The following is a 20434-nucleotide window of genomic DNA, read 5'->3' as shown; positions in this document are numbered from 1 at the left end:
ACCGAATTTTGCAAACAGTTTAAATATTTAATATTCAATTATTTAGCTTGTTTTTTAAGAATAGTAGTACTATCGACTAAGTGCTTGATTTTATAGATGAAGAACACTTTTTTCTAAAAAGAGAGAATCTTCTTTTTTTGATTTTGGAGATTTTAGACTTAGGTGTTCGCTGTTAAAATTTTGTTTAAATGTTAACAGAAATAAAAAAATGAAAAGGTTTAGAATTTCTTTTGTAAATTAGAAGTTCAATAAAAAAATCATCTTCACTTAAGAAGTTTGTAAACCTTTTGCTTATGAAAAACTTAATTTTAATACGCCATGCAAAATCAAGTTGGGAAGCTCCGTTAAAAGATTTCGACAGACCTTTAATGAAAAAAGGCATTTTAGACGCACATGATGTATCGTCTACAATTTTAGAGTTTCTTCCTAAAACCTATATAATGTGGAGTAGTACTGCTGCAAGGGCCCTGGAAACAGCGCTTATTTTTGCACAAAATATTTCATATCCTCTGGAAAGTATCATTTTTAAAGACGATCTTTATACTTTTGATGACAGACAACTCGAAAAAGTTATCAAATCATGTGATAATAGTTTTGAAAGCGTTATTCTTTTTGGACATAACGAGGCTATTACAAATTTTGTTAATAAATTTGGGGATGTTTTTATCGAAAATGTACCTACGTCAGGCTTTGTATCACTACAGTTTGATGCCGAAAGCTGGGACAGCATTCATAAAGGTAAAACTCATAAAACAATTTTCCCCAAAGATTTAAAATAGATAAAGTGTACGAACAGAAATATATCGATAGAGAAAAAAGTTGGTTAGCGTTTAATGCAAGAGTACTTCAGGAAGCCGGAGATAGTTCAGTTCCACTTTTAGACAGGTTGCGTTTTGTTGGAATTTTTTCAAACAATTTAGATGAATTTTTTAGAGTTCGTTATGCTGCAATTCGAAGATTAAGCCTTTCAGGGATTTCCGGTGAAAAATATTTAGGAGGAGTTTCAGCGCATCAGTTAATTAAAGATATTACCGAAATTGTTATTCAGCAGCAATCTGAAAGTTTGCGTATTTTGGGAAATATCGAAGCAGAATTGGAAGCCGAAAATATCTTTATTATAAATGAAGATCAAATTACAAGAGATCAGGAGAGCTATCTGAAAGACTTTTTTGTTCAGAAGTTAAGCCCTGAATTGGTAACCATCATCTTAAATGATCTGGCAGAATTTCCTGTTCTTAAAGATACCTTGGGATATTTGGCAGTTCGTCTGGAAATGAATACCAATGACGAAGTTCGCTATGCTGTTATCGAAATTCCTAAAACGATAAACAGGTTTGTGGTGCTGCCGTCAGAAGACGATAAACAATATGTGATACTGATTGATGATGTTATTCGTTACAATTTGAAAAACATATTCAATATTTTTGATTACAAAAGTGTTTCGGCACATATGATCAAAATTACGCGTGATGCTCAGTTGGATATCGACAGCGATTTGAGTAAAAGTATGCTCGAAAAAATTGCATCATCCGTAAAAGACAGAAGAATAGGAGAACCCGTTCGTTTTATTTATGATAATTTGATCGAAGAAGATACATTGCGTTTCTTTTTGGATAAAATGAAAATCGTTGAAACCGATAGTATAATTCCGGGAGGACGTTATCACAACAGACGTGATTATATGAGCTTTCCTAATTTAGGCCGATACGATTTACTGTACAAACCAAACGAACCTTTACCAATTCCGGGCTTGAGTCTGGAAGGAAGTATTTTAGAAAAGATGAGTAAAAAAGATTATCTTCTGCATGCCCCATACCAGTCATTTTCTTATCTGACGAAATTTTTGCGTGAAGCTGCCCTGGATCCAAAAGTTACCAGTATAAAAATCACTTTATACCGTTTGGCAAAAAACTCACAGATTATCAGTTCTTTGATTAATGCTGCGAAAAATGGTAAAAAAGTAACGGTTCAGATCGAGCTTCAGGCGCGATTTGATGAGGCATCGAATATTTCCTATGCCGAGCAAATGCAAACAGAAGGAATTGATTTGATTTTTGGAATAAAAGGTCTAAAAGTACACAGTAAAATTTGTGTGATCGAAAGAGTAGAAGAAGGAAAAACACGTCGTTACGGGTTTATTTCAACCGGAAATTTTAACGAATCGACGGCTAAAATTTACACCGATGTAACCTTGTTTACCTGTCATCAGCAGATCTTGAAAGACATTTCTAAAATATTCGAGTTCTTTGATATCAATTACCGAGTACACCGATACAAACATTTAATAGTATCACCACATTATACCCGAACAAAATTCATCAAATTAATCGATCGTGAAATTCTGCATGCGCTTGCCGGCAGAAAAACACATATTAAATTAAAAATGAACAGTTTGTCCGATTTTAAAATGATCGATAAATTGTATGAGGCCAGTAATGCAGGAGTTAAAATTCAACTTCAGGTAAGAGGGATTTGTTCGCTAATTCCGGGAATTCCGGGAATGAGTGAAAATATTGAAGCGATAAGTATCGTTGATAACTATCTGGAACATTCAAGGGTTTATATTTTTGGAAATGCCGGGTTGACCGAAGTATACATTTCATCAGCCGATTTTATGACTAGAAATCTTGACGGAAGAGTCGAAGTTACCTGCCCAATTTATGATCTTCAAATAAAGAAAGAACTAATAGATAATTTTAATATTGCGTGGAAAGGGAATGTCAAAGTGAGATATCATTCCTATAAACTCGATAATAAATACAAGCCCAGAAACCATCATGCCCCATTTAGAGCACAGTTCGAAACGTATAAGTACTATCAGAATAAAATAACAGTTCAGGAAGAAGTGGTGTAGCGTAAGCGATTAATTAAAAAACAATAAAAAATAAAATCATAAGTGAGCATGATTAATATAAGGAAATTTGCAGCGATAGATATTGGATCGAATGCCATGAGGCTTCTGATATCGAATGTTGTAGAACAAGATGGAAAAGAACCCCAATTTAACAAAAGTTCGCTTGTTCGTGTGCCAATTCGTTTGGGACAAGATGCCTTTACCGTAGGAGAAATTTCAGCAGAAAATATAGACCGAATGGTGGATGCCATGAAAGCATTCAACCTTTTGATGAAAGTACATAAAGTAGAACGTTATATGGCGTTTGCAACTTCGGCAATGCGCGAGGCTTATAATGCAAAGGAAGTTGTGGCATTAATCAAGAAAAAAGCCGATATAAAAATAGAAGTTATTGATGGTAAAAAAGAAGCCGCAATTATTGCTTCGACCGATTTACACCATCTCCTAAAAACAGACGAAACTTATCTTTTTGTGGATGTAGGTGGCGGAAGTACCGAGTTTACTTTGTTTTCTGACGGGAAAATGATCAATTCCAGATCTTTTAAAGCCGGAACCGTTCGTTTACTAAATAATATGGTACATGATGTGGTTTGGGATGAAATCGAAAAATGGATCAAAACCAATACCGCCGATTATGAAGAAGTAACACTGATTGGTTCAGGAGGAAACATCAATAAATTGTTTAAAATGTCCGGGAAACAACAGGAAAAACCACTTTCGTACATTTATATCAATTCACAATATGCTTTTCTGAATTCCTTAAGTTATGAGCAAAGAATCGCCGAATTGGGATTAAACTCAGATCGTGCCGACGTAATTATTCACGCTACCAGAATTTATCTGAATGCTATGAAATGGAGTGGTGCACGCCAAATTTACGTTCCTAAAATCGGACTTTCTGATGGAATTGTAAAAGCGATGTATTACGGTAAGATTTAATTTTTTTGCCACTGATTTTACGGATTAGAACGAATTGTTTTTTAATTAGGAATAGAAAAGTATTTTAAATCAGTAAAATTCAGGCAAATTTTTTTCAGAGTATTACATATTAAGTAAAACGTAATAAAGAAAATCTACTAAAGAATCTGTGGAAATCTTTTGAATCTGTGGCAAAAAAATATTAACCAACAAACACAATAAATGAATAAAACCAGACTTGAGGCTTTTAGTGATGGTGTTTTGGCTATCATTATAACCATTATGATTTTAGAAATTAAAGTACCGGCAGGTTCTGAATTTGCCGATTTAAAACCATTGATTCCTAAATTTCTAAGTTATGTTCTGAGTTTTATTTATGTGGGTATTTACTGGAACAATCACCATTATTTAATTCATAGCCTGGGTAAGGTTAATGGGAAAATTCTTTGGGCCAACTTACATTTGCTATTTTGGCTTTCCTTAATTCCTGTTGCAACCGGATGGATGGGCGAACATAACTTTGCCAAAGCATCTATGGCTTTGTATGGTACTGTCTTGCTTTTGTGTTCCATTGCTTACTTTATTTTGCAACGCATTATAATTCTTAATGAAGGAGTAAATTCCACGTTGGCAAAAGCGATAGGGCGTGATTTAAAAGGACATACTTCTTCGGTTTTGTATATTTTTGGAATCGTATTTTCGTTTTATAACGAGTGGATTTCAGGAGCGGCTTATTTTATTGTCGCTTTAATATGGCTTATTCCGGACAAAAGGATAGAGAAAGTTTTTGCCTCTAAAAATTAATTTATTTTGAGTTTAAAAATGAGATCAGTTTTTCAATCCATTAAGAATTTACCGCAGGAAATATTAGATCAGTTGGATGATTTAATTACAGTCCGAAAACTTAAAAAAGGTGATTTTTTATTGAGAGAAGATCAGGTTTGCAGTGAAATTGTATTAATTAAAAAAGGAATTTTAAGATCCTTTTTTTTCAGTCATCAAGGCAATGAGATTACCAATTGTTTTGCTTTTGAAAACGAATTTATGGGGTCCTTTTCGAGTTTTATTACACAAAAAGTCGCCGAAGAAAATATTCAGGCACTCACCGATACTGAAATTGAAGTCATCAGTAAAGATGGGATAGAGAAACTGTATCAATCCAGTATATATTGGCAGGAAGTAGGTCGCAAAATTGCAGAAATGGAGTATGTGGCGTTGCAAAAAAGAATGATTTCTTTTCAAAAATTATCAGGGACTCAGCGTTATGAAGAACTTTATCAAAATCATAAAAATTACATTCAACTGATTCCGCTTCAATATCTGGCCTCTTATCTGGGGGTTACTCCAAGGCATCTAAGTCGAATTCGTAAAGCAATTTTATAGGACATTTGTCCGGTTCCCAAGAGAGGTTTTCCTATTATTTTTGTTTCAAACAAATATACAAATGGAGAAAAATATTCTTATCATCAACGGCCATCCAAACTCATCCAGTTTTAATTTTGCGATTGCAGAATCTTATCTTAAAGGGGCAATAGCTTCGAAAGCCACAGTGGATACAATTACAATTGCAAAGCTGGATTTCAATCCGAATTTGCAATTTGGCTATCAAAAACGTACCGAGCTGGAACCTGATCTTCTGGTATCCTGGGAGAAGATTAAGAAGGCAGACCATTTAGTTTGGATTCATCCGGTTTGGTGGGGTGGTTTGCCGGCAATTACTAAAGGATTTATTGATCGTTTGTTTTTACCGGGTATGGCTTTTCAATATCGGGAAAATTCAGTTTGGTGGGACAAATTATTAAAAGGAAAAACGGCGCATATTATCACCACTTTAGACCAACCTGGCTGGTATTACAGATTGTTTTACGGAAGACCAAGTGTCAATCAGCTTAAAAAAGCTACGCTCGAATTCTGTGGTATCAAGCCGGTAAAAGTAAGTTATATCGGAATTATAAAAACAGCCGATGAAGCGCAAAGAAAAAAATGGCTTCAAAAAGTATACAATTGGGGATTGCTTACTAAATAGGAAGTTAAGACGGTAAATCTAATCCAAATGTGGAACGTAAAAGTTCGATGTTTGGATTGATTTCCAGGAAGCGATTGTATCGGTCCTGGTCGTTAAGACTGCGTTTAATTTGGATAGTTTCATTAACATGAGCCTCAATGGTAATGTCATGATTGTGCAAATGCCCTTTTAAATGCCCTAAAAGCCCATACATCTGACCTTCAAAATCCAGTTTAGAGCCTTCGTTGGGTAATTCAAAAGTAATTACTGTTCCGTTTAATTTAGGGTCATTGATCAACAATAAAGACTGCATGATTTTATGACCTTTATCACCCAAACGCTGAGCATATTTGTTCCATTGCAGCAACATTTCCGTCTCTGTAAATTCTTCTGTAGGCAGTACAGTAGTTGTTTTTACAACAGTTTTAGTGTTGGCTTCCAGTTCTTTTTTCTTGCGAATACTGGATAATGAAAAGGCAGAAACCTTGGGTTCTGTACTTGTTTCAGGTTGAGGAGTTACAGGGACTTCTGTTTTTGGTGCTGAAGCAGTTTCTCCATTTTGTGAAGTTACAGTTTCAGGCGTTTGAACAGTTTCTGTTTTTGGAGTTTTAACTTCTACTATAGAATATCCTCCATTTTTATAATAAGTAGGGGGGATTATGAATTGCTCAACTTTTTTTTTTCTCCATCAAAATTGATAGAGGCCAATTGCATCAAACATAGTTCAACCAAAAGACGTTGGTTTTGACTTAGTTTGTATTTTAGATCGCAGTCGTTAGCAATGTCAATGCCTTTTAGTAGAAAATCCTGAGAACATTTTTGCGCCTGAACACCATACATTTGCTGCGCCTGTTCGCCTACTTCAAGTAAAGCGATTGTTGCAGGAGTTTTACTTACCAGTAAATCTCTGAAATGCGATGCCAGTCCGGCAATAAAATGATGTCCATCGAAACCTTTTGCAAGGATATCGTTGTACGCTAGTAAAAGATCCGGAATTTTATTTTCTAAAAGTAAATCGGTAATGCTAATGTACGTTTCATAGTCTAAAACGTTTAGGTTTTCGGTTACCGCCTGACGTGTTAAATTAGTTCCGCAGTAAGAAACCACACGGTCAAAAATTGATAAAGCATCACGCATTGCACCATCGGCCTTTTGAGCAATAATGTGCAAGGCATCGTCTTCAAAATTAATTCCCTGACTTGCAGCAACGTCAGCTAAATGTTCTTTAGCATCTTTTACCGTAATTCTTTTGAAATCAAAAATCTGACAACGAGATAAAATCGTTGGTATAATTTTATGTTTCTCTGTGGTAGCAAGAATGAAAATAGCATGTTTTGGCGGTTCTTCCAATGTTTTAAGAAAAGCATTAAAAGCGGCCGAAGACAACATGTGGACCTCGTCAATGATATACACTTTATACTGTCCGGTTTGCGGTGGGATTCGAACCTGATCAATCAGATTACGAATATCATCCACAGAGTTGTTCGAAGCAGCATCTAACTCAAAAACGTTAAAAGCAAAATCTTCATTTGGATCATCATATCCGGGCTGATTTATTTTTCGTGCCAGGATACGTGCACAGGTTGTTTTTCCAACACCACGCGGTCCGGTGAATAAAAGAGCAGAAGCAAGGTGATTACTGTCAATAGCATTCAACAAAGTGTTGGTAATGGCTTTCTGTCCCACTACATCTTTAAATGTTTGTGGACGATATTTACGCGCCGATACTACAAATTGTTCCATATTCTATTTTATTCGTTAGCAAATATAGGGTATAATTTAGTGATTTAAAAATTTAAAAATTCAAAGATTTTTAAGTGTTTGAGTTACTGTAGGTTTTATTGGCGGTGTTTTTTCGCGTCACTTAGAGGAAGTGTTTTGATCTTCAGATTGGATTGTTTATATGTAAAGAAAAAGGACTAATTTTAGGAACGATAAAATACCGTAATAATCTGTTTTGATTTGAATCTGACTTTGGAAATTAATTGGAATTTAAACTATGAAACGACAATTTTTGATTGTAATAGCATTGATAACCTTTACTGCAAAAGGACAAAATAAAACTACGGACCCTATTTATCAGCTTCGTGTTTATGAAATTTTTGAGTCCAATAAAAATCAGTTCCATGAACGTTTTCGCGATCATGCCATGCGTATCATGAAGAAGTATAATTTTAAGATCACCTCTATCTGGGAATCCAAATCGGACAAAAAAACAGAGTTTGTTTATTTTCTGGAATGGCCGGACGAAACTACTATGAAAAAAGCCTGGGAAGGTTTTAAAAGTGATCAGGAATGGATCGCGATTAAAAAAGAATTTACAGCAAAATATGGTGATGTAGTGGGGAATATTGAAGACCGGATTTTGACAAAGACGGATTATTCCCCAAAATGATTGTCCTGCTTTTTTTAAGTTGCTTTTGCTTAAAGATATTCAAAACGTGCGTCTCGTTGGTAAATTTAGCCGCAATCTCATTTTAACTCCTTAATTTTTATGAAAAACTATTTATTGGTAATTGCATTTGCATTTTTTTCGTCTGCTCTTCAGGCACAAACCGCTCAGGATACACTTGATATTAAACGTGTTGCTTTGGCTTACATCGAGGCGCAACACAATCCAAATCCGAAATTGATGGAAAGCGCTTTGCATCCCAGATTGGTAAAACGATCTGTCTTTAGAAGCAAAGCCGCTCAGAAAGATTATGTCTCAGAATACTTTGCAGAGAACATGGTGATTCTGGCAGAGACTTATAATGCAAAAGGAGATAAGTTTCCAAAAAATCCAAGAAAGGAAGTGAAATTACTGGATGTCTCGGCACGTACAGCGTCTGTTAAATTGATTGCTGATGCCTGGATTGATTACATGCACGTTGTAAAAACTAATGGAGAATGGAAAATCATAAATGTGCTTTGGCAGTACAATGATGTGTCGCAGCATGAGTAGGGAGGTGATTGTTTCTTTTGATTAATGTTGAGTCGGAAGACCAATTTTTTTGTTTAGAGTAAAAAAGAGAAATTTGTTTTTACTCTAAACAAAAAAAAAGCATAATTGTTGTCTGAGACTAAGTGCCCTAGCCCTGATAGAAGCGGTATCCTTTTTCCTGCTTCTTTAGCAGGGAAAAGATAAAGCGGATAGCAGGATTGGCTCCTTAAAATTACCTTCCCTTAATACTTAGATCAGACAAAAACTTTACCGTTTCCTGATCGGAATCGGCAGAGAAACCTGCGACGTAAACCCCTTTTTTACCTGAGATTGATTTAATTCCGTATACAACTGCCTCATCGCCGGGGTCTGAATTCCCTTCGTATCGATACACATGAACAATTTCAAATTTTTCAGGATTCTTTTTTATCAGGTCTGAGTTTAAGTTAAAATCAAACGTAAATCCTTTTTCATTCAATTGATCTAAAGCTTTTGAAACAGTTGCGTAGTGATACATTCTAGTCATGATAATTGAATTTTAAAATTATGGATTTTAAAGATAACCAATTTAAAATTAAATTGTTATGAAAATGGAGCGAAAATCAAAAATTTAAAATCATTATTCTTAGTAGATAAAGTGTTACTTTTGCCCCGCAGACCGCCTTATCGTCGTTCCGATTGATCGGAAGGGAGGAAAGTCCGGACACCACAGAGAAGCATAGCGGGTAACACCCGTCGGCGTTAGCAATAGCGCAAGGACAAGTGCAACAGAAAGTATGTACAGGTAATGCTGTAGTGAAACCAGGTAAACTCTATGCGGTGAAATACCAAGTATATCAGCATTTAAGGGCTTCTCGTCCGTTGTTGAAGGGTAGGTAGCTTGAGTTCCGCAGTAATGCGGAATCTAGATAAATGATAAGGCCCTGATTTATCGGGGACAGAATCCGGCTTATAGGTCTGCATTTTTTATATATTTGTGAAACTCTCTAATCTACCTTCATGAATATAACTACTCCAAAACCGTCAAATCAACCCAAAAAAAGTACTTTTAGGCTTATAGTTACGAACCTTACTTTTTGGGTCCTTATTGCCATTATTGCCGGAATTTTGCTCGGTCATCTTTCGCCCGCAAATGGTGTGAAAATGGAAATACTGGGGGCTAAGTTTATTGCATTGATCAAACTTTTTATAGGCCCAATTATATTTTTGACGATCGTTCTGGGAATTTCCGGAATGGGAAACCTGAAAAAAGTGGGCCGAATTGGAATTAAAGCCCTAGGTTATTTTGAAGTGGTTTCGACTGTAGCTTTGGCCATTGGTGTGGCTGTGGCCTATTTTTTTAAACCCGGCAAAATAGACAAATCCAGTTTGACTTTAGGTGATGCGAGTCAATATACAACGCATGCTGCGGAGCATTTCTCATGGCTGCAGTTTTTCTTGTCCAATTTTACACTCCAAGTTTTATTGGCCGCTATTGTTTGTGGTATTGCATTGAACTTTTATAAAAAAAGAGAACAGACGATTTTGGTTTTAGAACGTTTTTCTAATGTGGTTTTCCTGGGATTAAAATATGTGATGTATCTCGCTCCTGTTGGTGCTTTTGGCGGTATGGCTTACACAATCGGCAAATTTGGTTTGCAAACACTCATTCCGCTTGGGAAATTGATGTTGTGTGTGTATTTGACCATGGCCCTTTTTGTTTTTCTGATTTTGGGAAGTATTCTGAGATATTATAAAATCAGGATTCTCTCTGTTTTGAAATATATTAAGGAAGAGCTTTTACTCGTGTTGGGGACTTCATCTTCTGAGGCAGCTTTACCAAGTATTATGGTGAAACTGGAACAAATGGGATGCAGTAAATCGGTTGTAGGATTGGTGATTCCAACAGGTTATTCTTTTAATTTGGATGGAACTTCAATTTATTTGTCGATGTCGGTAATATTTCTGGCACAATTGTATGACGTGCATTTGAGTTTCTTTGAGATTTTAAGTGTGATCGGAATTTTGATGATTACTTCAAAAGGTGCTGCCGGAGTAACCGGAAGCGGATTTATTGTGCTGGCTTCAACTTTAACGGCCTTGCATAAAATTCCGCTTGAAGGTTTAGCTTTTTTACTGGGAGTCGATAAGTTTATGAGCGAAGCGAGAGCGATTACCAATTTGATTGGAAATACGGTGGCAACAATTATTATTTCGAAAACAGAACGCGATTTTACAGAGCTGAACCTGGATCCTGTTGTAGAGGAATAGTATTGTGAGACGTGAAATGTGAAATGTGAGATGTGTAACCTGAAACTTGAAACCTGAAACTTGAAACCTGAAACTTGAAACTTGGAATTTGGGATTTGGAATTTGGAATTTGAAGTTTAGAATTTAGAATTTGTTAAATTGAATTTTTATGAAAAGAATTGGAATTTTAGGACTCGGTGGAGTAGGTGGTTATTTCGGCGGACTTTTGGCGAAAGCTTATTTTAAATCTGATGAAGTCGAAGTGATTTTTATTGCTCGTGGCACCACACAAAAAGCTATTGCTGATAGCGGATTGAAAATTGTAACCGATGAATCAGAAATGATTGTGCATCCAAAACTAGTTTCAAATAATCCGGAGGAAATTGGTGAACTGGATTATTTAATTTGTGCTACCAAAACCTATGACATTGAGGAAAGTTTACTTTCGCTTCAAAGCTGTATTGTGGCTAAAACGGTTATTCTTCCATTGTATAATGGAGTCGATGCTCCGGAACGCATTCAGAAAATATTTCCTAAGAACGATATTTTGCAAGGCTGTGTCTATATCATTTCGATGATTACTTTACCCGGAACCATCCGAAAAATGGGTTTTTATGAGAAGCTGTTTTTTGGTTCTAAGACGGTTTCTGCTTCAAAATTAGAAGAATTACAAGGAATTTTTCAGCAGGCCAGAATTGAAAGTTATTGGGTAGAAAACATTGAAGAGACAGTATGGGAGAAGTTTATTTTTATTTCGGCACTAGCAACAACAACTTCCTATTTGAATCAGAATATTGGTGAAATTCGGGACAATCCGGAAGCCATGTCAGTTTATGTAGGGTTGGTGCATGAAATTGATGCGGTTGCCAAAGCAAAAGGATTAAAACTGCCGGATGATATTGTAAATCAGACTGTACTTAAGTTAGAAAAATCACCACGTGAAGCTACATCATCGATGCACAGAGATCTGCTGGCAGGCAAGAACACCGAAGCCCTTTCACTTACTAAGTTTGTGTTGAATGAAGGGATTAAATATGACGTAAAAACGCCGCTGTACGAAAAAATATCTAACGTATTACTGCCATAGACCTTGTTGTTTTATAGTACTGGATTAGTTGTTAATGAGTTAGAAGCTGATTTAATTGTAGGAAAACACTTCCTTTTTCTTGTTTTGGTTTTATGGTTTTTATTCTACTTTTGGCAAAATTAATTTAACAGCCAAAATGAAGAAAAATTATTTGCTCTTATTGTTATCCGTTTTTATTGTCAATGTGATTCAGGCACAAGATGAAGTACCGTCAGTAGAAAAAAATCAATTCAAAATAAACATGATCTCTCCCGGATTCGTTTATGAGCACGGTTTTACAACTAAAAACACCCTTTATTCAGAAATTAGCGTAGGAGTTGGTTACAGTTATAACAGTTTTTATAACGAGTCAAACGTCTATTTTTCCCCGTTAATCAGTGAGCAATTTCGCCATTATTACAATTTAGAAAAGAGAGCTAAAAAAGGAAAAAGAACAGCTCATAACTCGGCTAATTTTTTTGCTCTAAATGCCCAGTATAATTTTCGAAGTATTTCTACCAACGAGCGATATCGAGAATATGTACCATCAACAACCATTGCAGTACTTTGGGGATTGCAACGTACTTACAAACGAAAATTCAATATGGAATTTAATCTGGGCCCTGGAATAAATATTGATCAATACAATACAGAGTTTGTTCCGGTAGCTAATTTTACATTAGGTTGGGTTATTGGAAAATAAGAACAAAAAAATAGAAAAACCTTGGCTTGGTCAAGGTTTTTCTATTTTAAATTCCAATCCAATATTTCGGGTGCTTTCAATGCTGATTTTCGGATCGGAATTAAAGTATTTTCTAAGTCTGCTAATGAAAACATCCATGCTTCGGCCTGAGAAATAATCATCCTTTTTCCAGACCGACATTAAAATTTGGTCCCTCTTTAATAACTGGTTGTGATTCAGATATAAATACTCAATAAGAGAAGCTTCCATTTCTGTAAGCTGCTGGACATGATTTTTGTTATTTAGGGTTAGTCTTTCGTTATCAAAAATATAAGAACCAATTTCGATTATATTGTTTCCATCCAGACTCCTTTTTTGTTCGATTCTTTTTAGAATATTCTGCAAACGCAGAATAAGTTCGTCTACTTCAAAAGGTTTTATAATATAATCGTCTGCACCTAATTTTAATCCGATGATTTTATCTTCTTTCAATTTTCGTGCAGTTAGAAAAATAAATGGAGTCTCAGGGTTGATTGTAATTATTTTTTCGGCCAGTGAAAATCCGTCTAATTTTGGCATCATGACATCCAAAATACAAATATCAAAAGTCTGATTTGAAAAATAGTCTAAAGCTATTTCTCCATTTTCTGCCCAGATGACTTCGAATTGATGCAATTCTAAGTATTGTTTTAAAATTGCAGCAAAATCAAAATCGTCCTCGGCTAAAAGTAATTTTTTCAAAATAAGGGAATTAAACTTTTAATAAAATAGTAAACTGAGTTCCTTTTCCAAGATCACTCACCACGCTAACAGTGCCCTGATGCGCTTTTATAATTTGATCAACATAATACAATCCTAAACCTAAGCCTTTTGTATTGTGAAGATTTCCTTGTTCTACGCGATAGAATTTTTCAAAAAGAAGAGATTGTTTGCTCTTTTCAATTCCAATTCCGTCATCTTCAACACTAATCGAAAATTGATTTTGATTCAGTTTTGTTTTTAATGTAATGGAGTTCGAACCATATTTTACCGCATTTTCCAGAACATTCAGAAGAGCAGTAGTCAAATAGAATTTATCCAGAAGCAAGTTTGTTTTTTGCGTCTGAAAATTGGTTTTAATGTCGATTTTAGGATAGGTAATTTTAAAATCATTAACGATTGTCAATAGAAAATTTTCGGTTTCGATATTTTCTTTTTGCAATTCGATGCCGTTTTCTGCCAGCGAATTGGCCATAACCTGATCAATCAAATTCTGTAAACGATTGTTCTGACGTGAAATTGTATTGACGATCGCATTAAAGCTTTCGTCATTATCCCGAATGTCTTTTCGCTCTAATATTTTGGTCGAAATACCTAAAGTCGTCAAAGGAGTTTTAAGTTCGTGAGTAATATTATTGATGAAATCGGTTTTAACATCGTTGGCCTTCTTTTGTTTGATTAATGCTTTTATGGCAATAAAAAAAAGAGTTATTAGAGTTGCTATAGAAAGTAAAGATAAAATGAGAACGAAAGTCATTCGTTTTAAAATGATCATTTCCCAGTCAATTACAGAAACATACATCGAATCCTCAGTCAATAATTTGTAATTCTTATTTTCAAAAGTTCCATTGGTCGTTCCAACATAATTTCGAACTAAAAAGGCATGATTTAATGAGATCAGATTTCCGTATAGTTTGTTTTGGATAAAAGGTTTTTCAGAGAAAATGGTGTCTGCTTTTGCGTGGTTTTGGTACAGAACAAATTTATTAAGGACAATCGCAAAATCTATTTTTAACTCAGGTAAATCTCTTTTAAACTTGCTCTGAATTTTTTGTGTCAAAGCGTCGCTATATTCATTTTCCAGAATATACTTTTTGATCTCAAATTTGTTGTTTTTTCCCTGAATGTAATTTTCGGATAATTGCTGGAAAAGTGCTTCTTTTTTGGCGACTATTACCGAGTCTATGTCGCTATAATCATTAGAGATACCAGCAATTTTATTTTTAATTTCAGTGTGAAACTGCGCCACTTTATAATCGTAGGTTGTTTTTACCAAATAACATTGCACTGTTGATAAAACAATCAGAGCGATAACAGAAAAAGCTATTAGTAAATTGATTCTTTGTTTCATGAGTTGTTTTTATTGCCACACTGATACGACAGATTAAACTGGTTTACACGGGTTTGTTTTGTTAACACATAGAAACATAGTTTTGTTTGCCTAAAAAAAACGTTTCGCTTATTTAAAATACGCATCGTTTATGTGAAAGAAAGATATTTCTTTTTTACCTCCTTTAGGACAACTAAAAGCTATGTATTTATGTGTTTTATAATTTTTTAATGACTGCAATGTGATTTATTAAACGGGTATAAATCTCCGGGCCATTCTTCATTCAAAAATAATCCTTTTGTCAGACAATAATCACATTAACGTCGCATTAACCTTCAATTAACTTTCGCAATTCTTTTTTAGAAGCATTTTTGCAGGACTATAAACTAAAATCAAACCTAAAATGAACATTAACTTGCTGGTAAAACTTTTTTTAATTCTCTTTTTGTTCTTATTTTCTTTAGCGGGATATGCACAAAGCGAGACCCCAAAAGACAGTCTTTCGAATACGCTAAATGAAGTTGTGATTGCTCAGAATAAAAAGACTTTTATCAATACAAACGGAAATGTAAAAGTTGATGTTGCCAATTCAATTTATAACGTTATTCCCAATACAGTCGATTTGCTGGCGAAGTTACCAACTGTTCAAATCAGTTCAGATAGAGAAAGTATCTCTGTTGTGGGCAGAGGAAATTCTTTAATTTATATCGACAATCAAAAAGTAGAAATGAGTGATTTGAATGCTTTGGCTGTAGCCGATATTAAAACGATCGAAATTATTCAGAACCCATCTTCTAAATATGAGGCCGAAGGACGTGCTGTAATTTTGATTACAAGGAAATTTAGTAAAAAAGACCGTTTTAAAACGGAGATTTCTGAGGTTGCTTCTTTTAAAAAAAAGTACAATAATTATCTCGGATTTAATACCAGTTTTAAAAAGAACAAGCTGGAATGGAAGGCTAATTTTAATTACAATCAGCTACAACCTTGGGAAAATCACAGTATTGATTACCAAATTCCCGAGGCCGAAATTGTTTCTAAATATGATGTGGAGGCCTATTCTAAAAAAAGGCAGTTTGTTTTTGGTGGCAGTTTGTTTTATAAGATAAATGAAGATGATTATTTTTCGTTTAGTGTTAACAGTAAGCTTCAGAAAGATATTTTTCCTATTCATACCATAACTTATAATAAGAATAAAGAGACAGGAAATAACGTGTTAACCTACAGTGATAATGATACCCGAAAGAATTTTGTAAACTCTTTTTTGAATTATAATAAAAAAATAAAAGCTATTGATGCACAGGTTTTTACTGGCTTGCAGTGGTCTAATTTTGATCAGGCATTGTGGAGTAATGTTAAGAATAAGTACAACGAAACTCAATTTGAATGGGCACAGCTTCGCGATCAAAAATTTAAGGTGAATGTCTTTTCGGGTAGAATTGATGCTGAAAAGAAGTTTAAAAATGAGATGAAATTTGAAATTGGAGGATTGTATTCTTCTGCTGGTTCCAAATCAGATTTTGATTTGTTACATTATGAAAATGACGAAAAGGAGTTTAGCCATTATGATTTTAAAGAGCAAAATTTGGCAGGTTACAGTCAATTTTCGGGAAAAATTAAGGAAGTAGAATTCTCCGTTGGAGTAAGGGTTGAAAATACAAATGTGGACGGGAAATTTAAAGCAGATTTGACACCTCTAATCCGTAAAAATTACACTAATTTTTTCCCTAAAGTACAGCTTTCATTTCCGATAGACAGCTTAAAGAGTATTAGTGTTAATTATGCTAAAAGTATCTCGAGACCTAATTATTCTTCTTTAAGTCAGGGAACAACCTATATCAATCCGTACTTTTTATATGCCAGAAATATTAATTTAGATCCCACGATTGTCAATGAGATTTCGTCTACATTTCAATATCATGATAAATCGGTGAAGCTAACGTATTATCAAAATACAAACCCTGTTTATAATAGTTTTTTCTTTGATAAGGAACTCAATATCATGACTTTTAAAGATGTGAATTTTGAGAAAGAGTCCGCCTTGATTCTTGATTTTGAATTGCCTTTCACTTATAGATTCTGGACTACTACAAACTCTTTGGTTTTGGTTTCAGAGAAAATTGAAGACTCTTCGGCCGTATTCAGGTCTTCCAAACCTTATTTTTATTATTACTCCAATAACGAATTTAGACTTCCAAAAGATTATGTATTAGTGGTTGGTTTCAGGACAATTGCAAAGCAGTACAAAGGAGTTTTTGAAAGAAATGCAAGAACGGTCGTAGATGTGGCTGTTTCTAAAACGTTCTTTAAAAATTGGAGTTGTGTGTTAAGTTTTAATAATGTGTTTAAAAGTATAACGGAAGCAGAAGTTTTTACCATTAACAATATCAGTTCGAAATCAAGATATTTGATCGATGAACATGAGATTTCAGTTTCTGTAAAGTATTCTTTTGGAAAAGTAAGGGAATCCGAATTCAAAGGAAAAAGGATGGAGGAGAACTCAGATCGTATAAGATAAAACAGAGTTGTGAAATTGTCTTTCTGAGCGAAGTTTTAAACTTAAAATGTTCTGACTTCGCTCGATATGACAGTATTGGCAGAGCGAGGTTTACCCTTCGTCTTCTTCTGTTATTTTAGTTGATGAATCGTCCGGCAATTCTTCATCGTCATCAGTGGAGTTCAATTCGAAGAAACTAAAGAAAGATCCGCCGTAACTTTTTTGAAAAGAAAAATTACTCAAATGATCCATTTTGGTGTATTTAGAATGTTCGATAATCATCATACCGTCTTCGTGAAGTAATTCTCTTTCGAAAACCGTTACTACAATTTTCTCGAATGCTGCCTGGTCAAATCCATAAGGAGGATCGGCAAAAACAATATCGTAGGATGTTTTACAGTTTTCCAGAAATTTGTAAACGTCACTTTTAGTTGCGGCGATGTCAAAATCGTATTCTGACGAAACCTGCTTGATGAATTTTACGCATCCAAAATCACCGTCTACTGAGGTAATCGGAGCACTTCCGCGGGAGGCGAATTCAAAACTGATGTTCCCGGTCCCTGAAAACAAGTCCAAAACCTTTAAACTGTCAAAACTAAAATGATTGTTCAAAACATTAAACAATGCTTCTTTACTCATGTCGGTTGTTGGTCTTACAGGAAGGTTTTTTGGCGGAAAAATGCGGCGTCCTTTGTATTTCCCTGAAATAATTCTCATGATTGGAATAGGATATAATGTTTTTGATTTTCGGTTGTGGTGAAGCTATTTCTTTGCTGTAGGGTGCTTACATCCAAAAAGGATATATGACGAATGTATTTATATGCAATGGCATAAAACGCATCGTTTTGGTCGATTGTACCTAATAATTCAAGCGGAAAACTTTCAGGATTCAAACTTAATTGTTCGGCAGTAAAAAGCAAATAATAAATAAAATCTTCAGGTGTCTGATATTCAAATGAATTGAACAATAATAGTTTTTGATTCTGGACTACAATCACTTCAAAATGACCGGGGTTGAAATTAACGACCATTTTTTTATCGTCATTGTTTCTTGAAGCGTCCAGAATTTTTTCGACTAAAATACTGTTGGCATGTTTGTAATCAAAAGTGCCAAACTGATCGATGAAAAAATTGTTGATGTTAACATACGGTATATAAACCGCATTCATTTGGTATTTTGAAATCTGATCGTAAGCAAAAAAATCAGTTTCGAAAACTTTTGTATTGTATTGCAGGTAACTTCCAAGGTAGTTTTCATCAAACAAAGCCGTTGGAACAAAAGTGGAAAGATTGTTATTGTGAATCACTAAAACTTCATCGTAAGTTTCCGTTAGTTCCGGGTGATTTCTAAAAGCATCTCCAAACAATTCTTCAACTTTAGTCGTTTTATGAAACGTATCGAAATGAATTTCTTTTAAAGAAGTAATCGTATTATTTAAAGTGTCAAAACAACAAAATGACAATCCGGTCAGAGAAACCTGAATAGAAAGCTTTTTGTAATTTTTTGAAGTGATGTTAGTGTTTTGTAATGACATATTGATTTACAATTCGTTACCTGTTTTACAAGAAGGAATTTTAGGCGACCACAAACTTACAAATTAAAAAGGAACAATAATAATTGCAATTTCAAAAAACAATTTCACATTCATTTAAAAAGACGAACTTTGTATCTTAAATTTACCCTATGAATTCAGCATTGTTTTACGGCGTTTTGCAAAAAAAATTTCCATTTGCACCAACTTATAAGCAGGATATTTTTTTTCAAAAAATCGCTATTTTTTTAACCGAACCGGCTAACGACACCATTTTTGTTTTGAAAGGATATGCAGGAACGGGAAAAACAACTGTGATTTCAACCATAGTGAACAATTTAGGGGATATTAACAAAAAGTTTGTCTTGCTGGCGCCAACGGGACGTGCAGCAAAGGTAATCGCCAGTTATTCGAATACACCCGCATTTACGATTCATAAAAAAATATATTTTCCGAAAAAATCTTCCGGTGGAGGTGTAGCTTTTACCAAACAGCTCAATAAACATAAAAACACCATTTTTATCGTCGATGAGGCCTCGATGATTTCTGATAATAATTCCGATTCAAAATTGTACGATAACGGATCACTGCTGGATGATTTGATTACCTATGTCTATTCGGGAACCAATTGTAAAATGATTCTTTTAGGAGATACTGCGCAGCTTCCTCCTGTAAATATGGATATTAGCCCGGCTTTGGATACGCATACTTTAGGGATCCACTATGGTAAAGAAGTCGAGCATATCGAGCTGGATGAGGTAATGCGTCAGGAAGAAAGTTCGGGAATTTTGTTCAATGCAACAGAACTAAGAGAATTGCTGAAGGAAAGTTTTATTACCGAATTTAGGTTCAATGTTAGAGGATTCAAAGACATTGTTCGATTGACGGACGGGTATGACATTCAGGATGCTATCAATATGGCTTACAGTAATTATAGTATTGAAGATACCGCTTTTATTGTTCGCTCGAATAAAAGAGCCAATCAGTATAACGAGCAAATCCGAACCAGAATTTTATTTAAAGAAAGTGAACTGTCGGCAGGAGATTTCTTGATGGTGGTTAAGAATAACTATTTCTGGCTGAAAGAAACAGATGAGGCAGGATTTATTGCGAATGGAGATATTATTGAAGTTCTGGAGCTTTTTGGAATTAAAGAATTGTACGGATTTAATTTTGCAAAGGTAAAAATCAGAATGGTCGATTATCCGGACCAAAAGCCTTTTGAAACGGTATTGATTTTAGATACCATAAAAAGTGAATCTCCATCCTTAACTTATGAAGAATCCAATCGTTTGTATGAGGAAGTAATGAAAGATTATGAAAGTGAAAGTACCAAATACAAGAAGTTTCAGAAAGTAAAAGAAAACGAATATTTTAACGGTTTACAGGTGAAATTCTCCTATGCGATCACCTGTCATAAATCGCAGGGTGGACAATGGAATACTGTTTTTATCGAGCAGCCGTATTTACCAAACGGAATTGACCGCGATTACATCAGATGGCTGTATACGGCTATGACACGTGCTAAAAATAAGTTATATTTGATAGGGTTTAAAGACGAGAGTTTCGAGGAATAAAACAGGAATTTCACTAATTGTCACGAATTTTTTAGATTTAGTATTGGTAAGATCTGTGAAAT

Annotated in this window: 20 protein-coding genes and 1 other RNA gene; 14 read left to right on the top strand and 7 right to left on the bottom strand. The window is 34.7% G+C overall.

What is annotated here, in order from left to right:
• Positions 1-293 precede the first annotated feature (293 nt).
• The 6 genes from BHE19_RS21830 to BHE19_RS21805 all read left to right on the top strand — a co-directional run bounded on the left by BHE19_RS21830 (position 294) and on the right by BHE19_RS21805 (position 5798).
• On the top strand, positions 294-779 hold the full coding sequence (locus BHE19_RS21830; RefSeq protein WP_017496680.1) for a SixA phosphatase family protein: 486 nt from the start codon (positions 294-296) through the stop codon (positions 777-779).
• 5 nt (positions 780-784) lie between these two features.
• Positions 785-2854 carry a polyphosphate kinase 1 gene (gene ppk1 / locus BHE19_RS21825; RefSeq protein WP_070908858.1) on the top strand — a complete coding sequence of 690 codons (2070 nt, stop codon included), beginning with the start codon at positions 785-787 and terminating at the stop codon, positions 2852-2854.
• A gap of 48 nt (positions 2855-2902) precedes the next feature.
• Positions 2903-3793, top strand: a complete 891-nt coding sequence (locus tag BHE19_RS21820; protein ID WP_026110010.1) for a Ppx/GppA phosphatase family protein — start codon at positions 2903-2905, stop codon at positions 3791-3793.
• A gap of 201 nt (positions 3794-3994) precedes the next feature.
• The gene (locus BHE19_RS21815) at positions 3995-4576 is read left to right on the top strand and encodes a TMEM175 family protein (protein ID WP_070908857.1); all 582 of its coding nucleotides are present in this window, start codon (positions 3995-3997) and stop codon (positions 4574-4576) included.
• Between the two features lie 18 nt (positions 4577-4594).
• Positions 4595-5155 (top strand): Crp/Fnr family transcriptional regulator, encoded by a 561-nt coding sequence (locus tag BHE19_RS21810; protein ID WP_070908856.1) that lies wholly within the window; start codon positions 4595-4597, stop codon positions 5153-5155.
• 61 nt (positions 5156-5216) lie between these two features.
• A complete protein-coding gene (locus BHE19_RS21805) occupies positions 5217-5798 on the top strand; it encodes an NAD(P)H-dependent oxidoreductase (RefSeq protein WP_070908855.1) in 582 nt (193 codons plus the stop codon).
• 4 nt (positions 5799-5802) lie between these two features.
• On the opposite strand, the gene BHE19_RS21800 is transcribed toward BHE19_RS21805, so the two are convergent.
• Entirely contained in the window at positions 5803-6147 is a 345-nt protein-coding gene (locus BHE19_RS21800; RefSeq protein WP_081603534.1) for a DNA polymerase III, read from the bottom strand.
• Between the two features lie 287 nt (positions 6148-6434).
• Positions 6435-7520, bottom strand: coding sequence for a DNA polymerase III subunit gamma/tau (gene dnaX, locus BHE19_RS21795; protein ID WP_070908854.1), 1086 nt, complete (start codon positions 7518-7520; stop codon positions 6435-6437).
• Between the two features lie 256 nt (positions 7521-7776).
• Between dnaX and BHE19_RS21790 the strand changes: the two genes are divergently transcribed.
• Both BHE19_RS21790 and BHE19_RS21785 read left to right on the top strand, forming a co-directional pair.
• Positions 7777-8172, top strand: coding sequence for an NIPSNAP family protein (locus tag BHE19_RS21790; protein WP_070908853.1), 396 nt, complete (start codon positions 7777-7779; stop codon positions 8170-8172).
• 99 nt (positions 8173-8271) lie between these two features.
• On the top strand, positions 8272-8721 hold the full coding sequence (locus BHE19_RS21785) for a nuclear transport factor 2 family protein (RefSeq protein WP_070908852.1): 450 nt from the start codon (positions 8272-8274) through the stop codon (positions 8719-8721).
• A 211-nt stretch (positions 8722-8932) separates the two neighbouring features.
• Here the strand turns inward: BHE19_RS21785 and BHE19_RS21780 are convergent, their stop codons facing one another.
• On the bottom strand, positions 8933-9226 hold the full coding sequence (locus BHE19_RS21780) for a hypothetical protein (RefSeq protein WP_026110008.1): 294 nt from the start codon (positions 9224-9226) through the stop codon (positions 8933-8935).
• A 124-nt stretch (positions 9227-9350) separates the two neighbouring features.
• Here BHE19_RS21780 and rnpB point away from each other — a divergent pair.
• From rnpB to BHE19_RS21760, 4 genes are all read left to right on the top strand, one after another.
• Positions 9351-9668: RNase P RNA component class A (gene rnpB / locus BHE19_RS21775), an RNA gene on the top strand.
• 31 nt (positions 9669-9699) lie between these two features.
• Positions 9700-10950: a cation:dicarboxylate symporter family transporter gene (locus BHE19_RS21770; RefSeq protein ID WP_070908851.1), complete on the top strand. Its 1251-nt coding sequence runs from the start codon at positions 9700-9702 to the stop codon at positions 10948-10950.
• A gap of 148 nt (positions 10951-11098) precedes the next feature.
• Positions 11099-12016: a ketopantoate reductase family protein gene (locus BHE19_RS21765; RefSeq protein ID WP_070908850.1), complete on the top strand. Its 918-nt coding sequence runs from the start codon at positions 11099-11101 to the stop codon at positions 12014-12016.
• Positions 12017-12152: 136 nt separating this feature from the next.
• Complete coding sequence (locus BHE19_RS21760; protein WP_017496665.1) at positions 12153-12698, top strand: DUF3575 domain-containing protein; 546 nt, start codon at positions 12153-12155, stop codon at positions 12696-12698.
• Between the two features lie 30 nt (positions 12699-12728).
• Here the strand turns inward: BHE19_RS21760 and BHE19_RS21755 are convergent, their stop codons facing one another.
• Positions 12729-13418, bottom strand: coding sequence for a response regulator transcription factor (locus BHE19_RS21755; protein WP_070908849.1), 690 nt, complete (start codon positions 13416-13418; stop codon positions 12729-12731).
• A 10-nt stretch (positions 13419-13428) separates the two neighbouring features.
• A complete protein-coding gene (locus BHE19_RS21750) occupies positions 13429-14787 on the bottom strand; it encodes a sensor histidine kinase (protein ID WP_070908848.1) in 1359 nt (452 codons plus the stop codon).
• Between the two features lie 382 nt (positions 14788-15169).
• On the opposite strand from BHE19_RS21750, the gene BHE19_RS21745 reads away from it, so the two are divergent.
• Entirely contained in the window at positions 15170-17284 is a 2115-nt protein-coding gene (locus tag BHE19_RS21745) for an outer membrane beta-barrel family protein (protein WP_070908847.1), read from the top strand.
• Between the two features lie 90 nt (positions 17285-17374).
• Here the strand turns inward: BHE19_RS21745 and BHE19_RS21740 are convergent, their stop codons facing one another.
• Both BHE19_RS21740 and BHE19_RS21735 read right to left on the bottom strand, forming a co-directional pair.
• Positions 17375-17980: an RsmD family RNA methyltransferase gene (locus BHE19_RS21740; RefSeq protein ID WP_017496661.1), complete on the bottom strand. Its 606-nt coding sequence runs from the start codon at positions 17978-17980 to the stop codon at positions 17375-17377.
• Positions 17977-18798: a DUF3822 family protein gene (locus tag BHE19_RS21735; protein ID WP_070908846.1), complete on the bottom strand. Its 822-nt coding sequence runs from the start codon at positions 18796-18798 to the stop codon at positions 17977-17979. The genes BHE19_RS21740 and BHE19_RS21735 overlap by 4 nt, the downstream gene beginning before the upstream one ends.
• 149 nt (positions 18799-18947) lie before the next feature.
• Here BHE19_RS21735 and BHE19_RS21730 point away from each other — a divergent pair, with 149 nt between their 5' ends.
• Positions 18948-20372 (top strand): ATP-dependent DNA helicase, encoded by a 1425-nt coding sequence (locus BHE19_RS21730; protein ID WP_070908845.1) that lies wholly within the window; start codon positions 18948-18950, stop codon positions 20370-20372.
• Positions 20373-20434 lie beyond the last annotated feature (62 nt).

Source organism: Flavobacterium tructae (assembly GCF_001853485.1).
Taxonomy (GTDB): domain Bacteria; phylum Bacteroidota; class Bacteroidia; order Flavobacteriales; family Flavobacteriaceae; genus Flavobacterium; species Flavobacterium tructae.
This window is presented reverse-complemented; position numbering and strand designations above follow the sequence as displayed.

What these genes read in the sequence shown, in the direction of transcription:
- BHE19_RS21790 (WP_070908853.1), top strand. Translation starts at nt 7,777, where the DNA reads ATGAAACGACAATTTTTGATTGTAATAGCATTGATAACCTTTACTGCA.
- dnaX (WP_070908854.1), bottom strand. Translation starts at nt 7,520, where the DNA reads ATGGAACAATTTGTAGTATCGGCGCGTAAATATCGTCCACAAACATTT.
- BHE19_RS21785 (WP_070908852.1), top strand. Translation starts at nt 8,272, where the DNA reads ATGAAAAACTATTTATTGGTAATTGCATTTGCATTTTTTTCGTCTGCT.
- BHE19_RS21780 (WP_026110008.1), bottom strand. Translation starts at nt 9,226, where the DNA reads ATGACTAGAATGTATCACTACGCAACTGTTTCAAAAGCTTTAGATCAA.
- BHE19_RS21830 (WP_017496680.1), top strand. Translation starts at nt 294, where the DNA reads ATGAAAAACTTAATTTTAATACGCCATGCAAAATCAAGTTGGGAAGCT.
- BHE19_RS21820 (WP_026110010.1), top strand. Translation starts at nt 2,903, where the DNA reads ATGATTAATATAAGGAAATTTGCAGCGATAGATATTGGATCGAATGCC.
- BHE19_RS21800 (WP_081603534.1), bottom strand. Translation starts at nt 6,147, where the DNA reads ATGTTGCTGCAATGGAACAAATATGCTCAGCGTTTGGGTGATAAAGGT.
- BHE19_RS21805 (WP_070908855.1), top strand. Translation starts at nt 5,217, where the DNA reads ATGGAGAAAAATATTCTTATCATCAACGGCCATCCAAACTCATCCAGT.
- BHE19_RS21745 (WP_070908847.1), top strand. Translation starts at nt 15,170, where the DNA reads ATGAACATTAACTTGCTGGTAAAACTTTTTTTAATTCTCTTTTTGTTC.
- BHE19_RS21740 (WP_017496661.1), bottom strand. Translation starts at nt 17,980, where the DNA reads ATGAGAATTATTTCAGGGAAATACAAAGGACGCCGCATTTTTCCGCCA.
- BHE19_RS21760 (WP_017496665.1), top strand. Translation starts at nt 12,153, where the DNA reads ATGAAGAAAAATTATTTGCTCTTATTGTTATCCGTTTTTATTGTCAAT.
- BHE19_RS21750 (WP_070908848.1), bottom strand. Translation starts at nt 14,787, where the DNA reads ATGAAACAAAGAATCAATTTACTAATAGCTTTTTCTGTTATCGCTCTG.
- BHE19_RS21770 (WP_070908851.1), top strand. Translation starts at nt 9,700, where the DNA reads ATGAATATAACTACTCCAAAACCGTCAAATCAACCCAAAAAAAGTACT.
- BHE19_RS21815 (WP_070908857.1), top strand. Translation starts at nt 3,995, where the DNA reads ATGAATAAAACCAGACTTGAGGCTTTTAGTGATGGTGTTTTGGCTATC.
- BHE19_RS21810 (WP_070908856.1), top strand. Translation starts at nt 4,595, where the DNA reads ATGAGATCAGTTTTTCAATCCATTAAGAATTTACCGCAGGAAATATTA.
- BHE19_RS21735 (WP_070908846.1), bottom strand. Translation starts at nt 18,798, where the DNA reads ATGTCATTACAAAACACTAACATCACTTCAAAAAATTACAAAAAGCTT.
- BHE19_RS21730 (WP_070908845.1), top strand. Translation starts at nt 18,948, where the DNA reads ATGAATTCAGCATTGTTTTACGGCGTTTTGCAAAAAAAATTTCCATTT.
- BHE19_RS21765 (WP_070908850.1), top strand. Translation starts at nt 11,099, where the DNA reads ATGAAAAGAATTGGAATTTTAGGACTCGGTGGAGTAGGTGGTTATTTC.